Genomic DNA, 14,156 nt, shown 5'->3' with positions numbered 1-14,156 from the left:
GTCTCGGTCTCGGTCTCGGTCTCGGTCTCGGTCTCGGTCTCGGTCTCGGTCTCGGTCTCGGTCTCGGTCTCGGTCTCACGAGTGGTCACTTCTTCGTCCTCACATGGGTCGCGTCACGGGCCCTTCGACATCGACTCTAAGGACCCTTCCGGTCACTTTCCGGCCGGAACTCGGGGCAGTATTCCGGCATGGCGAACACCAGCTCACGGACCCTCCGGCTGCTCTCCCTGCTGCAGACCCACCGCCACTGGCCCGGCCCCGACCTGTGCGAACGGCTCGGGGTGTCCGAGCGGACCCTGCGCCGCGACATCGACCGGCTGCGCGAGCTCGGCTATCCGGTCGGCGCGGCCCGTGGCACGGACGGCGGCTACCAGCTCGCGCCCGGCGCCGTCCTGCCGCCGCTCCTGCTCGACGACGAGGAGGCGGTGGCCCTCGCCGTCGGCATCGGCGACGCGGCGCAGAGCGGGATCGCGGGGATCGAGGACGCGTCGCTGCGGGCGCTCACCAAGGTGGTGCGGGTCCTGCCGCCCCGGCTGCGGGCCCGGGTGGACGCCCTGCGGGCGGTGACCGTCTCCGCCACGGCGTCCGGGCCGGCCGTCGCGGCGGGGGTGCTCACCACGGTCGCCCAGGCGTGCCGGGACGAGGAGCGGCTGCGGTTCGGCTACACCGCCAGGGGCTCCGCGGCCACCGAGCGCGAGGTCGAGCCGCACCGGGTCGTCGCCCTCGGCGGGCGCTGGTACCTGGTCGCCTACGACCTGGACCGGCACGACTGGCGCAGCTTCCGGCTCGACCGGCTGACCGGGCCGACGGCGACCGGGGCCCGCTTCCGGCCGCGTCCGCTCCCGGCCGAGGACGCGGCGGCCTTCGTGCGGGCGGCGAGCGGGGTCCCGGCGCCTCACACGGTCGAGGTCCTCGTCCACGCGCCCGCCGCGCGGGTGCGGCAGACGGTCGGCCGGTGGGGCACGGTCGAGCCGGTCGGCCGGGACAGCTGCCGGCTCACCATGACCTCGACGTCCCTCGACTGGCCGACGCAGGCGCTGGGCAACGTGGGAGCCGAGTTCGAGGTGCTGGGGCCGCCGGAGTTCGCGGCGCACGTCCGGGAGTGGGGTGCCCGCTTCCTCCGTGCGACCTCTCAGAAGATGTCGTGATACCCGATGCAGTCCGGGTCCTGAAGGGGGCAGCCGGGGTGGGGCGTGCGGTCCCGCTCCGGGGGCGGGGGCGGCTCGTCCGCGAGGGCCGGAGCCGGGGGCAGCTCGAAGGATCCGCAGAGGCAGCCGTCACAGGTTCCCGAGAACCGGGGTTCCCCGTGCCGGAAACGCGGATGCCCGCACCGGCACTCCTGTGTCGCCCACGCCGCCATCCCCGGACCTCCGCTCCCCCACGGTCTCCGTCCCCTCCAGGGTAGCGACCGCACCCCCGGGCGGCCCCCGCCCTCAGCTCGGTCGCATCCTGAACTCGTAGGCGTCCGGCAGGAGTTCGTCGGTGATCCGCTCCCAGAGCTCGCCCAGGATCTCGGCGCCCTCGCGCAGGTCCGCGACCTCGAAGCCCGCGTCGAAGACGGCCCGCGCCTCGTCCTGTCGGCCCTCGGCGAGCAGCAGCCGCACTTCGAGCAGCCGGAAGGCCCCGCGCCGCCGGGCGGAATCCGGCAGCCGGTGCCAGAGGGTCCGGGCCCGGTCGGGCCGGTCGACGGCGAGGAGCGCGTCGAGCGCCTCGCGGCCGAGGGCGGCGGCGACCAGCGCCCGCGCCCCGTCGAGATCCGCGCCGCCCTCCGTCGCCTCGTGGTCGGTGGTGACCTCCGCGCCGCCCTCCGTCGCCTCGTGGTCGGTGAAGGCCTCCGTGAAGTGCTCGGCGGCGCGTTCCGGGTGGCCGTCCTCCCGGTCGGCGACGGCCAGGCAGTACAGCAGTGGCCAGCGCGTGGTCGCCTCCTTGAGTCCCCGCTCCCAGCTCCGTACCGCCTGGGCCCGGTCACCGGCGTGCCACTGGGCGATGCCGAGCTGGTACTCGGTCGTGGGGTCGGCGGGCGCGGTCTCCAGCATGTCCCGCCAGGGGGACGCGACCAGCGGCGCAATCAGGGGTGCCGCGCCATCCGCCGGGGGTGGAAGGACGCCGGTGCGGAGCAGTTCCCGCCAGGGCTCCTGCTCGGGACCGAGCGTCGACTCCGGGAACGGCGTACCGGGCAACTCGTATCCCCCACGCAGGACTTCGAGCGCTCCCCAGCCGGATCCGGCCGCGAGGACCTCCTCCGGAGCGAGGTCGGCCGCCCCCTCGCGCCAGGCCGTGTACGCGGCGTCGACGGCGGCGCGGGGCAGTACGCCGGACAGGCTGCGCTCGACGTCGGCGCGGGCGGCGGTCCAGTCGTCGCCGAGCACCGTCGCGGGGTCGGCGGCGAGCGGGCCGTACGCCTCCAGCCAGCTGAACTCCGCGCCGCCCGCGAGCTCCAGGTGTTCCAGCTGGGTGCGGGCGAGCCCGGCCTGGATCTCGGCGTAGCCGGGGGTGCCGGGTTCCGTCAGCCAGTCCTGCCAGCGCCGGCCGCCGCGCCCGGTGCCCCACACGAAGAGCTTGCGGCCGCGCAGCGGGTCGGTGGAGGTCTGGACGAGGCCGGTGCCGTCCGTGTCGAGGGCGGCGATCCAGCGGCGCCGGCCCTCGGGCAGGTCGTAGAACCAGTCGGCGGCGTGCGTGCTGTTCAGCGGGTACGTGCGGTCGGTGCCGTCCTCGGTGACCGGTACGGGGACCCGGCTCAGGCCGCGCTCGTACCCGTGGTGCCAGGCGGCGTCGGCGGGAGCAAGGACACGGCGGTCCTCGGGGACGGCGATGTTGGACCACCAGTAGACGGGGGCGGTGTGCTCGTGGGGGTTGCGTATCCGGACCCCGACGTACAGGAAGTCGGAGCCTTCCGGGAGCCAGAGGTCGACCTGGAAGGGCAGGTCGCGCAGTCGCTCCCACTCCCAGAGACGGAGCATCGGCCCGCCGTCGGGTGCGCGGACGGTCGCCGCGTGGAGGGGCGAGCAGGAGAGGGTGGTGTGGCCGGTGGCCCCGATGTTCCACTCGACTCCGCCGGAGAACCAGGCGCCGTTGAGGGCGAACGCGGCCGGCTGGAACACCGGGTTTCGGTAGAGGAGTTCGCGTCCGGTGGGCTTGTGGTGGAGGGAGTGGACGCGGCCGCCGAGGCCGGGCAGCACGGTCACCCGGAGCCGGTCGTTCTCGATCACGATCGTGTCGACGTCGGCGGGCGTGCGCTCGCGGCCGTAGCCGTCGCGCACGGGGGCGGGAAGCAGGCTGCGCAGCGGGTCCCGGCCGATGCCCCGGGCCATGTCGCGCGGGAGTTCCGCGAGGGTCCGCGGGTCGACCGCATAGGCCCCGGCGCCGGCGGGGGCCCGCAGTGCGGGAAGAGGGCCGTCCGGGCCCAAGGGGGCGGCGGGCAGCGTCAGTACGGCACGTCGTACGGTCGTCATCGCCCCATGGAACACGCCCGGGGGCCTTCCTGACCAGGGGTTCTCGGCCTCGGGCTTCGGCCGGTCCCGGGGTGCCGGGGCGACCGGAAATTCCCGGCGGACCGGACGGCCGCCGCCGTAGGGTGAAAGGTCGGTACGCCGTCGGGCGGCCGGAGAACCAGGGCACAGGGAGTACGAGGAATGGGCACGCAGCACACCTACCGGGTCATCGTGCGCGGCACGTTCGACGGTCTGTCGGAGGAGAGCCGGGCCCGGCTGCTCGCCGAGGTGGACGCGCACGGGCTGACCGCGATGCAGTTCACGGAGGAGGGCTCGCTGGCCTACGACCGGACGCTGAAGCACTTCTCGTACCGCCTGGTCGTCGTCTCCGACGCGGAGGACGGCGACGAGATGGCGGGCGCGCTCGCGGAGGAGCGGGTGGAGACCGCGCTCGGGGAGCTCGGGCACGGTTACAAGGGGCTGCGGTCGACGGTGACCGACCTCGACACGATGAAGATCAACTACAAGCGCTGAGCGGAGTCGGGCGGGCGCCGTCAGGCCTGGGGCCCGCCCAGCAGCGGTGCCGGGCCGTCAGCCGTGGGACCGCCCAGCGGTGCCGGGCCCTCAGCGCCGCGCCATGCGCACCCGGGGCGGGCAGCTCTCCCCCTTCCGTACGACTCCGATCATGACGGTGGTGCGGCGGTCGAGGCCCGTGCCCGCCGCCGGGTACTGCGTGACGACCTGCCACCGCGGCGGCCAGAGCACCCGTCGGTCCCGCCCGCTCACGTCGTGGACGTCGAGCCGGGTGCGGCGGTCCAGCCGGGTGAAGACCCGCCACAGGCCGCGGCCGAGGAAGTCGGGCACCGGGCGGGTGCCGGCCCCGTCGTCGGCCGCGGCGGCCTCCTCCGTCGAGGTGACGGCGACGGCCGCGAGCGCGAGGACGGCGCCCGCGCCCACGACGGCGCGCCGCTTCACTTCCGCCTCCGGGCCGCGACGTAGTAGCCGCAGGCGGCGCCGATGAGCGCGGTCGCGAGCAGGGCCAGATACAGCGGCATGGACACCTCGGGGACGAGAAGCCGGATCTTGACCTCCCGGGTGTTCTGGAAGATGAAGACGAGGGTGACGATGGCGAGCACGGCCATCCCGATCCGGCCCGGGGTGAGGGCTTCGGTGAACCGGGACGCACCCCCGCCCGATGTCCGTGACGTCTCGTTCGGACTCATGCCCGGCCCTCTCCTCCGTCGTGCCGTCGGTCGTACCCGGCCACAGCCGTGGGACCAGAATGAGGTGAGCGGAGCCTCACCGTGACGGCGAGGAGAGCCGTACGGGTGACTTGTCAGACAACGTGGGCCGACTACCGTGGTCCCTGACACCGTCGGAACCGGGGTACGGGACCCACCGGGACCCTCCGGAACACAAGATCCACCAGATCCATCCGAACCGAGACGAGGAGCGGCCGTGGCGGTCAGCGGACAGCGGCGGCGGCCGGTCGTGGCGCTCTACGAGCGGATCGCGGACGCCGTCCACGACGGCACCTACCCGCCGGGCTCGACGCTCCCCTCCGAGCCGAAACTCGCCGCCGAGCTGGGCGTGAGCCGGCCCGCCCTGCGCGAGGCGCTGCTGCTGCTCCAGGAGGACGGTCTGCTGACCGTACGCCGTGGGGTGGGCCGGACGGTCAACGACCGGCCGCCCCGGCGCGGGTTCGAGCACGTCCAGCCGCTGGAGGAGCTGATCGGCACGGGCGCGCCGCTGCGGGTGCGGGCGCTGCTGCGGACGGTCGAGGAACCGACCGACTTCACCACCCAGCACCTGCTCGCCCCGGCCCGCGCGGAGCTGCGGTTCTGGGAGTCCGTGCTGACCGGGGAGGGTACGGCGGCGGCGCTGAGCCATGAGTGGGCGGCGGCCGACGAGCTGCTCGACCGGGTGCACCCGGAGTTCGCCCGGGCCCTGCGGGCGACGGAGGAGCGCACCGCGCGCGGGCCCGCCGTCTCCATGCTCTCGGTCCTGCTCGGGGCCTCGCGGGAGACGGCGCTCACCGCACACAGCGGCATCACGGCGACGCTGCTCGGGCGGCGGCGCGGGGACCAGCTGGGGCGGCCCGCGGACACCCCGGCCGTGCTGGTCACCCAGGTCGTCCGGGTCGGCGAGACCCCGGTCCTGGCCGCGAAGCACATGCTCCCGACGGGCGCCCCGGCGCTGCCCGTCCTGCAGTCGCACTAGGCGGTGCCGGGCGTCGCGAGCCCGGCCTGATCGACAGGACACCCCCAGGTCCTGCCCGGCCCCGATCCGCCGGACGGGGCCACCCGCGAACGGAGGCTCCGGAAGGCCGCCCGGGCCTCCCGGAGCACCGCCTCCAGGGCTCCCGCCGCACCCCGCCCGGGACCCGCTCCGCACCCCGCCCGGGACCCCCGCCCCAACCCCCTGTCGGGCCCGTCACAGCGGGCCCGTCCCCCGTGGCGTACACTTCCCCGCCATGCACTTGTCTGACAACCCTGCCACGCCTGCCGCCGCCACCGTCTCCGAGTGGATCCGCCGGGCCCCCAAGGCCGTCCTCCACGACCACCTCGACGGTGGGCTGCGCGCCGCGACCATAGTCGAGCTGGCACGGGAGTGCGGCTACACCGCGCTGCCGACCGAGGACCCCGCCGCGCTCGCGGTCTGGTTCCGGGACGCGGCCGACTCCGGTTCGCTGGAGCGCTACCTGGAGACCTTCGCCCACACCTGCGCGGTGATGCAGACCCGCGAGGCGCTCACGCGCATCGCGGCCGAGTGCGCCGAGGACCTCGCGGCGGACGGTGTCGTCTACGCCGAGATCCGCTACGCCCCCGAGCAGCACCTGGAGGGCGGTCTGACCCTCGACGAGGTCGTCGAGGCCGTCAACGACGGTTTCCGTGAGGGCGAGCGCCGCTCCGGCGGCCGTATCACCGTCCGCACCCTCCTCACGGGCATGCGCCACACGGACCGCTCCCTGGAGATCGCACGGCTCACGGTCGCGCACCGGGACAAGGGCGTGGCCGGCTTCGACATCGCCGGCGGCGAGATCGGCAACCCGCCGGCCCGCCACCTCCCCGCCTTCCAGCACCTGAAGCGGGAGAACTGCCACTTCACGATCCACGCGGGCGAGGCCGTCGGCGCGGAGTCGATCCACGAGGCCGTGCAGGTCTGCGGCACCGAGCGGATCGGCCACGGCGTGCGGATCACGGACGACATCTCCGAGGACGGCACGCTGGGCCGTCTCGCCTCGTACGTCCGGGACAACCGGATCGCCCTGGAGGTCTGCCCGACGTCCAACCTCCAGACGGGCGCCGCGAAGGACTACGCCTCGCACCCGATCGACGAGCTGCGCCGTCTGGGCTTCCGGATCACGCTCAACACGGACAACCGGCTGGTCTCCGGCACCACCATGAGCGAGGAGTTCCAGCACATGGTGGACGCCTTCGGTTACGGTCCCGAGGTCTTCGAGGAGTTCACGGTCGCCGCTCTGGAGGCCGCCTTCCTGCCGCTGCCGGAGCGGCAGCGGCTGATCGACGAGGTCGTCCGCCCCGGGTACGCGACGCTCCGGGCCGTGTCGGTCTAACCCGCCCCGCCCTGGATCAGGGGCAGTTCGAGCGTCCCCGGGTCTCCGGGGGCGCCGACGACGGTCACCGGCTTGATGCCGCGGTTGCCGGAGTACGCCGTGTCGCTCCCGGCGATCACCAGCTCCAGCCGGTGGCCGGCCTCGTAGCGGTGGACGACGGCGGGCAGCTCGACCGTGAAGGGGCGGGTGACGTCCGGCACCCGGACCGGTGCGACGAGGCGGTTGACCAGGGTCTTGGTGCCGTCGGGGGCGACGTCGTAGAGCTTGGCGAAGAGCACGAGCTTGTCGGCGGCGTCGCCGGAGCCCTGGACGCGCTCGGCGGCCGGCGAGTCCACCTTCAGGGTGGCCCTCGGGGCGCCGACGAGGTCGACGGGCGCGGTGAGCGGGGCGCTGGTCCAGCCGAGGTAGGTGCCGGCGGTGTCGTACGGCCGGGGGTCGGGCAGTCCGATCGTCCCGGCGAGCGAGGATTCGGAATGGCTCGTCGGGAAGAGCCAGTTGCTGTAGGTGCGCGAGCCCCGGGCGACCTTCGTACGGTTGTCGACGAGCTTGCCGTCGCCGGAGAGGTACAGCCGCCGGCTGAGCGCCGGCACCCCGGCGGCGGTGCCGTAGCCGCTCTGCCAGTCGCGGTACCAGGCGAAGGCGGGCCCGGTGTCGGCGGCCGGGTTCTTCCGCAGGTACCGGTCGAACCATCCGAGGATCCGCTGTCCGACGTAGCTTCCCTCCAGGTTGCCCTGTCCCAGGTCGAGTTCGCCGGGCTTCTGGCCGCCGCTGTGTCCCCAGGACTGCCAGATCATCCGGGTGTCGACACCGCGCTCGCGGAGCCGGTCGTAGGTGGCGTTCGCCTCGTTGAGGGTGAAGAGGGTGTCGGCCTGGCCCTGGACGATCAGGGTGGGGGCGGTGATCCGGTCGATGTACGAGACCGGGGAGACGCTGCGGGCGTAGGCGAGCATCTTCTCGGTCTCGGCCTTGGGGTAGCGGCCGGAGTTGAGGAGCCGCACGGTGTCGCAGGCGTCGGTGACGAAGTGCAGACAGCGGAGCGAGTTGATCCGGCTGGGGTCGAGGGAGGGGACGAGCAGCGGCTGTCCCTCGCCCATCAGGTAGAAGCCGTTCGCCCACTGCCACTTGAAGACGCCGGGGGTGGCGCGGTCGGCGGCGTTGGGGGCGAGGGAGTAGGCGAGGTCGTTCCAGGTGATGAGGGGGACGAGGGCGTCGATACGGGGGTCGACGGAGGCGGCCGCGAGCTGTACGGCCCCGCCGTAGGAGCCGCCGATCATGCCGACGCGCGGGTCGCCCGCGCCGTCGCGGACGACGAAGTCGGCGCGGGTGCCGTCGTCGGCGGCCCGGCCGCCGGCGAGGAAGTCGACGAGCCGGGCGGCGGCGCGGCCGTCGATCTCGGGGTCATCGAGGGAGATCAGGCAGCCGGACTTCCCGAAACCGAGGCCGGAGTAGACGAGACCGACATAGCCACGCTCGGCGAAGGCCCTGCCGATGGCGTCGGTGGAACCGTCGCTCTTGCTGCCGCCGAAGCCGTTGGTGGCGAGGACGGCGGGCGCGGGATGCGCGGCGTCCACCCCGGCGGGCCGGTACAGGTCGGCGTCGACGGCACAACTCCGCCCACCGGCCTCGACGGTGAAGCGCAGCGGAGTGACGCTGTACGGGGCCTCGGCGCCACTCGCGGGCGCGGCGAGCGTCAGCGGCCCGGCAAGCGCGGCGGCTCCGGCCACGAGCGCGAGGACCTTGCGGGATCGGGGCACGGCACGGGACACAGAGACCTCCACGCTGAGGACGACGCCGAGAGACCCACGGCACCTACCGGCTGGTAGACACCCGGGCAGCGCCCATGCTGTGACACGTGTAAGAGCCCGTCAATGCGCCGGACGAAGGTTATTGACGGAGATTCAGTGAAGGCCGTCGCGGGGTGACTCGGGCGGCCCGGCCCCCCGTTCGTCCGAATCTCAGCGCAGGGCCGGGACGTCCAGGGTGAGGGTGTTCCTCTCCGTGTCCAGGACGGCCGACACGCCGAGCGGCATGGTCAGGGCCGTCTCGCTGTGGCCGAAGCCCAGTTCCTCCACGACCGGGACGCCGAGGTCGCCGAGACGGTCCATGAGGACCGCTCGGATCTCCTCGTACGGGCCGCACTCCGCCCAGGAGCCGAGGGCGATGCCCGCGACGCCGTCGAGCCAGCCGGAGCGGAGGAGTTGGGTGAGGATGCGGTCCAGTCGGTACGGCTCCTCCCCCACGTCCTCCAGGAGCAGCAGGCCGCCGCGGGCCGAGGGGCGGGCGTGGGGCGTGGTGAGGTCGGCGGCGAGGAGGCTGACGCAGCCGCCGAGGGTCACGCCGTGGGCGCGGCCCGGCGCCAGGGTTCGTGCCGTGTCCAGACCGAGCGTGCGTACCGACTCGGGCGCGAACAGCGTGGCCCGCAGGGACTCCTGGGTGCGCGGGTCCGAGAGGAAGGTGCCCGCGGCGACCATCGGACCGTGCAGGGTGGAGTAGCCGGCCCGGACGGCGAAGGCCTCGTGCAGGGCGGTGATGTCGCTGTAGCCGACGAACGCCTTGGGCCCGGCCTCCCTGATCGCCCGCCAGTCGACGAGGTCGACCATGCGCTGGGCCCCGAAGCCGCCGCGCGCGCAGAGGACGGCGGAGACCGAGGGGTCGCACCAGGCCTCGGTCAGGTCCCGGGCCCTGGCCCGGTCGGCGCCCGCGAGGTGGCCGAGGGTGGGGTGGGTGTCCAGGACGTGCGGGGCGACGACGGGGTCGAGGCCCCAGCCGCGGAGGATGTCGAGCCCCGCCCGCAGCCGCTCCTCGGGGACGGGTCCGGCGGGGGCGACGACCGCGACCCGGGCGCCGGGCCGCAGCCGTGCGGGCCTGGTGAGCGAGCCGACCCGGGGCCGGGCCTCCACCGGGGCGGGGAGGGCGGGGTCGGGTGCCGTCACGTGCGGTACTCCAGGTCGGGCACGTCCGTCCGGGTGATGCCGAAGGTCCGGGCGTACAGGGAGAGTTCGGCCTCCAGGGCGCGGACCATCGTGTCGGCCCTGCGGAAGCCGTGGCCCTCCCCCTCGAAGGCGAGGTAGGCGTGCGGGACGCCCCGGCCGGCGGTGCGGGTGAGGAAGCGCTCGGCCTGTGCGGGTGGGCAGATGACGTCGTCGAGGCCCTGGAGCAGCAGGAAGGGCGCGGTGACGCGGTCGACGTGCTCGATGGGCGAGCGCTCCTTGTACCGGGCGGGGACGTCGTCGATGGATCCGATGAGTCCGTGGAGGTACTGGGACTCGAAGTCGTGGGTCTCGTCGGTGGCCCAGCCCCGCAGGTCGAGGATGGGGTAGATGATCGTGCCGCAGGCGTACACGTCGGTGGAGACGAGGGAGGCGGCGGTCGTCCAGCCGCCGGCGCTGCCGCCGCGGACGGCGAGCCGGGCCGGGTCGGCGGTACCCTCGGCGGCGAGTGCCGCGGCGACGGCCGCGCAGTCCTCGACGTCGACGACGCCCCACTGCTCGCGCAGCCGCTCGCGGTACTCCCGGCCGTAGCCGGTGGAGCCGCCGTAGTTGACCTCGGCGACGCCGATGCCGCGCGAGGTGAAGTAGGTGATCTCCAGGTCGAGGACGAGGGGGGCGTGTCCGGTGGGGCCGCCGTGGGCCCAGATCACATAGGGCGGGAGTTCGTCCTCGGGGCCGGTGAAGCCGGGGTGGTGGGGCGGGTAGATCTGTGCGTGGATCTCGCGTCCGCCGGGGCCGGTGAAGGTACGGACGCGGGGTTCGGGGTGGTGCGCGGGGTCGACGGCGTCGGTGTGGGCGGCGCCGACGACCCGGCTGCGGCCGGTGCGGGTGTCGAGTTCGACGAGTTCGTAGAAGCTGTGCGGGGAGGCGGCGATGCCGACCACGCGGCTGCCGTGGGCGGCGAGGGTCGGGGCCCATTCGGTCCAGGGGCCGACGGCGTCGGCGAGCGCGCCGCGGTCGGGGTCGAGGATGCCGAGGCTGGTGGTGCCCTTGCCGTGGACGACGGCGACCAGACCGTTCTCCAGGGGGGTGAACCAGTTCAGCCCGATCTTCCAGAGCGGTCCGCCGAACTCCTCGGCCCGGGGGCAGAGCGCGGCCGGTTCGCCCAGGCCGCCGTCGGCGTCGATCTCCGCCCGGTAGAGGTTCCACCAGCCGGTGCGGTCGCTGACGAGGAGCAGCCGTCCCGCCGCGTCCCAGTCGACCTGCGGGATCGACTCGGCGGGCCCGCCCGCGACGGTCCCGGCCCGGTCGAAGGTGCCGTCGGGGGTGACGTCGGCGAGCTGGACCTCGGTGCCATCCCAGGGCATCCGGGGGTGGTCCCAGCCGATCCAGGCCGCCCGGCGGCCGTCCGGGGAGAGTCGGGGGCCGGTCACGAACCGGTGGCGCCCGTCGGAGAGTTCGCGTACGGCCGCGCGGTCGTCGGCGGCGGAGCCGTCGAGGGGTACGGCGACGATCACCCGGCGTACGTCGGTCGGGGCGGGGCCGGTGAACTCCTCCAGGACGCACCACACCTCGCCCCGGTCGGGGTGGATGACCGGATCCACCCAGCGCAGTCCGCCGCCGGTCCCGGAGACGGGGGTGAGGGGCCGGGGCACGGCGCCGGGAGCGGCATCGGGCTCGTGGGCGTAGAGCCGCTGGTCCGGGAAGTGGCAGAAGACGGCGAGGGGTCCGCCGGCCGGGCGCGGGACCGCCGCCCAGGGCAGGCCGCCGTACTCGATCACCCGGCTGCGGACGTTCCACGGGGCGGGCAGCAGGCTTTCCTCGGTGCCGTCGGCGCGCCGTCGCACGAGGGCGCGCCTGCCTCCCTCGGCGGGGCGCGGCGCGGTCCACCACAGCTCGTCGCCGACGACGCCGGGGTACTCGGGCCGCCCGTCGTGGGCGGCGGCGAGCGCCGCGTCGACGGGTGACGGCCAGCTGCCGTGGGCGGCGATCGTTTTCATCCCAGCTCCCCCTGTCACGGTGTTACGCGAACGATGACGGTCCTACGCCGACTTCAGGTAGTGGTCGAGCACCCTGACGCCGAAGTGCAGCGCGTCCACGGGGACGCGTTCGTCGACGCCGTGGAAGAGGGCCCCGTAGTCGAGGTCCGGGGGCAGCCGGAGCGGCGAGAAGCCGTAGCCCGTGATGCCGAGCCGGGAGAACTGCTTGGCGTCGGTGCCGCCGGACATGGTGAACGGAACGACGTGCCCTTCCGGGTCGAAACGCTCGACGGCGGCCCGCAGTTTCGCGAAGGTCGGCGAGTCGACGGGGGCCTCCAGGGCGACCTCGCGGTGGTGGAACTCCCACTCCACGTGCGGGCCGGTCAGCTCGTCCATGGTCTCGGCGAACTCCTCCTCGGTGCCCGGCAGCGTCCGCCCGTCGATGTAGGCGACGGCCTGGCCCGGGATGACGTTGACCTTGTAGCCGGCGTCGAGGATCGTCGGGTTGGTGCTGTTGCGGACGGTCGGCGCGACGAGGGCGGCGGCGGGTCCGAGCTTGTCGAGGAGGACGTCCACGTCGAGGTGGGGCGCGCGGGTGTCGATGTCGATGGCGTACAGCGCGGCGAGTTCGGCGAGGGCGGCGCGGACGGTGGCGGTGAGCCGGACGGGCCAGGTGTGCGAGCCGATCCGGGCGACGGCGTCGGCGAGGCGGGTGACGGCGTTGGCCGTGTTGACCTTGGAGCCGTGCCCGGCACGACCGTGGGCGGTGAGCTTGAGCCAGGCGGTGCCCCGCTCCCCCGCGGCGATCGGGTAGAGGGTGGTGCCGGGCTGCGGGTGGAAGCTGAAGGCCCCGGACTCGCTGATGCCCTCCGTGCAGCCCTCGAAGAGCGCGGCGTGGCGGTCGGCGAGGAAGCCGGAGCCGTCCTCGGCGCTCGCCTCCTCGTCGGCGGTGTAGGCGAGGACGATGTCGCGGCGCGGCCGGATGCCCTGCCGGGCCCAGGAGCGGACGACGGCCAGGACCATCGCGTCCATGTTCTTCATGTCGACGGCGCCGCGGCCCCAGACGACCCCGTCGCGGATCTCGCCGGAGAAGGGGTGGGTGGTCCACTCGGCCGGGTCGGCGGGCACGACGTCCAGATGTCCGTGGACGAGGAGGGCCTCGGCCGAGGGGTCGGTGCCGGGGATGCGCGCCACCACGTTGGTGCGGCCGGGGGTCCGCTCCAGGAGGGTGGGTTCGATGCCGGCGTCGGCGAGGCGCTCGGCGACGTACTCGGCGGCGGGCCGTTCACGGCAGTCGCCGCCGCCCCGGTTGGTCGTGTCGATGCGGATGAGCTCGGAGGTGAAGGTGACCACCTCGTCGAGCGCCGTCGTGTCCGGGCCCCGGACCTCCTCAGCCATACTGCTCCTCCACCGCGGCCGAGACGATCGTCGTGACCGCTTTGAACGTGCGGATTGCCTCGTACATCGTCTCGCTCGTGTACGCGACGCGCCGCTCCGCGCCGCGCGCCACGCCGGGAACCACCGTGGCGGCCGCGCCCAGGTGCTCGGCGTCGAACTCCAGCTCCACGGTGAAGGGGCCGCCGTGGACCGGCTCGTGGCGGACGGCGAGGGCGGCGCCGGTCTTCGCCGCCGCCCGGATGTCGGCGGCGGTTCTGGCCGGGGTCCGGCACACCGCCGCGTACCGCGAGACGTAGTCCTTGACGGCGACCTTGGGGGCCTCCGGCGCGTAGCCGAGGGCGTCCTCGCAGGTCAGGTCGTCGCCGGTGACGAGGACGACGGGGACGCCGTACTCCGCAACCACATGGGCGTTGAGCAGGCCCTCGCCGGCCCGCTCGCCGTTGAGCCAGACGCCGGTGATCGAGTTGGCGAGATAGGTGTGGGCGAGGACGCCCTCGGTGCCGGCGCCGGTGTGGTAGCCCACGAAGGCGATGCCGTCGACGTCCCCGTGCTGGACGCCCTCGACCATGGAGAGGGACTTGTGTCGGCCGGTGAGCATCTCGGCCCGCTCGTCGAGCCGCTCAAGGAGCAGGTTCCGCATGGACCAGTGCGCTTCGTTGATGAGGACCTCGTCGGCGCCGCCGTCGAAGAAGCCGAGCACGGCGGCGTTCACGTCGGAGGTGAACATCGCGCGGCACCGCTCCCACTGGGGCGTGCCGGGCAGCACGTCGGCGGGCCAGGTCACACCGGTCGCGCCCTCCATGTCGGCGCTGATGAGGATCTTCATGACTGGCACCGTACG

12 protein-coding genes are annotated in these 14,156 nt (G+C 73.9%); 4 read left to right on the top strand and 8 right to left on the bottom strand.

The window, feature by feature from the left end; all coding sequences use genetic code 11:
• The first annotated feature begins 188 nt into the window (after nt 1–188).
• Nucleotides 189–1,148, top strand: coding sequence for a YafY family protein (locus E0F75_RS26785; RefSeq protein WP_229313427.1), 960 nt, complete (start codon nt 189–191; stop codon nt 1,146–1,148).
• Between the two features lie 285 nt (nt 1,149–1,433).
• Here the strand turns inward: E0F75_RS26785 and E0F75_RS26780 are convergent, their stop codons facing one another.
• On the bottom strand, nt 1,434–3,452 hold the full coding sequence (locus E0F75_RS26780) for a DUF5107 domain-containing protein (RefSeq protein ID WP_229313425.1): 2,019 nt from the start codon (nt 3,450–3,452) through the stop codon (nt 1,434–1,436).
• Nucleotides 3,453–3,632: 180 nt separating this feature from the next.
• Here E0F75_RS26780 and E0F75_RS26775 point away from each other — a divergent pair, with 180 nt between their 5' ends.
• A complete protein-coding gene (locus tag E0F75_RS26775; RefSeq protein WP_030320174.1) occupies nt 3,633–3,965 on the top strand; it encodes a DUF6204 family protein in 333 nt (110 codons plus the stop codon).
• 90 nt (nt 3,966–4,055) lie between these two features.
• Here E0F75_RS26775 and E0F75_RS26770 read toward each other — a convergent pair whose 3' ends face one another.
• Nucleotides 4,056–4,406 carry a hypothetical protein gene (locus E0F75_RS26770; RefSeq protein WP_229313423.1) on the bottom strand — a complete coding sequence of 117 codons (351 nt, stop codon included), beginning with the start codon at nt 4,404–4,406 and terminating at the stop codon, nt 4,056–4,058.
• Nucleotides 4,403–4,654, bottom strand: coding sequence for a lipopolysaccharide assembly protein LapA domain-containing protein (locus E0F75_RS26765; protein ID WP_229313421.1), 252 nt, complete (start codon nt 4,652–4,654; stop codon nt 4,403–4,405). Before E0F75_RS26765 ends, E0F75_RS26770 begins: the two co-directional genes overlap by 4 nt.
• Nucleotides 4,655–4,889: 235 nt before the next feature.
• On the opposite strand from E0F75_RS26765, the gene E0F75_RS26760 reads away from it, so the two are divergent.
• The gene (locus E0F75_RS26760) at nt 4,890–5,651 is read left to right on the top strand and encodes a GntR family transcriptional regulator (protein WP_229313419.1); all 762 of its coding nucleotides are present in this window, start codon (nt 4,890–4,892) and stop codon (nt 5,649–5,651) included.
• A 253-nt stretch (nt 5,652–5,904) separates the two neighbouring features.
• Nucleotides 5,905–7,008 (top strand): adenosine deaminase, encoded by a 1,104-nt coding sequence (locus E0F75_RS26755; RefSeq protein WP_229313418.1) that lies wholly within the window; start codon nt 5,905–5,907, stop codon nt 7,006–7,008.
• On the opposite strand, the gene E0F75_RS26750 is transcribed toward E0F75_RS26755, so the two are convergent.
• From E0F75_RS26750 to E0F75_RS26730, 5 genes are all read right to left on the bottom strand, one after another.
• Nucleotides 7,005–8,774 (bottom strand): CocE/NonD family hydrolase, encoded by a 1,770-nt coding sequence (locus tag E0F75_RS26750; protein ID WP_229313416.1) that lies wholly within the window; start codon nt 8,772–8,774, stop codon nt 7,005–7,007. The two genes, E0F75_RS26755 and E0F75_RS26750, sit on opposite strands and share 4 nt — an antisense overlap.
• Nucleotides 8,775–8,963: 189 nt before the next feature.
• Entirely contained in the window at nt 8,964–9,941 is a 978-nt protein-coding gene (locus E0F75_RS26745) for an LD-carboxypeptidase (RefSeq protein WP_229313414.1), read from the bottom strand.
• On the bottom strand, nt 9,938–11,938 hold the full coding sequence (locus E0F75_RS26740) for a prolyl oligopeptidase family serine peptidase (RefSeq protein ID WP_229313412.1): 2,001 nt from the start codon (nt 11,936–11,938) through the stop codon (nt 9,938–9,940). Before E0F75_RS26740 ends, E0F75_RS26745 begins: the two co-directional genes overlap by 4 nt.
• 42 nt (nt 11,939–11,980) lie before the next feature.
• Nucleotides 11,981–13,315, bottom strand: coding sequence for a M20/M25/M40 family metallo-hydrolase (locus tag E0F75_RS26735; protein ID WP_229313410.1), 1,335 nt, complete (start codon nt 13,313–13,315; stop codon nt 11,981–11,983).
• Nucleotides 13,308–14,141: a M55 family metallopeptidase gene (locus E0F75_RS26730; RefSeq protein WP_229313407.1), complete on the bottom strand. Its 834-nt coding sequence runs from the start codon at nt 14,139–14,141 to the stop codon at nt 13,308–13,310. Before E0F75_RS26730 ends, E0F75_RS26735 begins: the two co-directional genes overlap by 8 nt.
• Between the last annotated feature and the right edge of the window lie 15 nt (nt 14,142–14,156).

Source organism: Streptomyces sp. CB02980, assembly GCF_014451325.2.
Lineage (GTDB): Bacteria > Actinomycetota > Actinomycetes > Streptomycetales > Streptomycetaceae > Streptomyces.
This window is presented reverse-complemented; position numbering and strand designations above follow the sequence as displayed.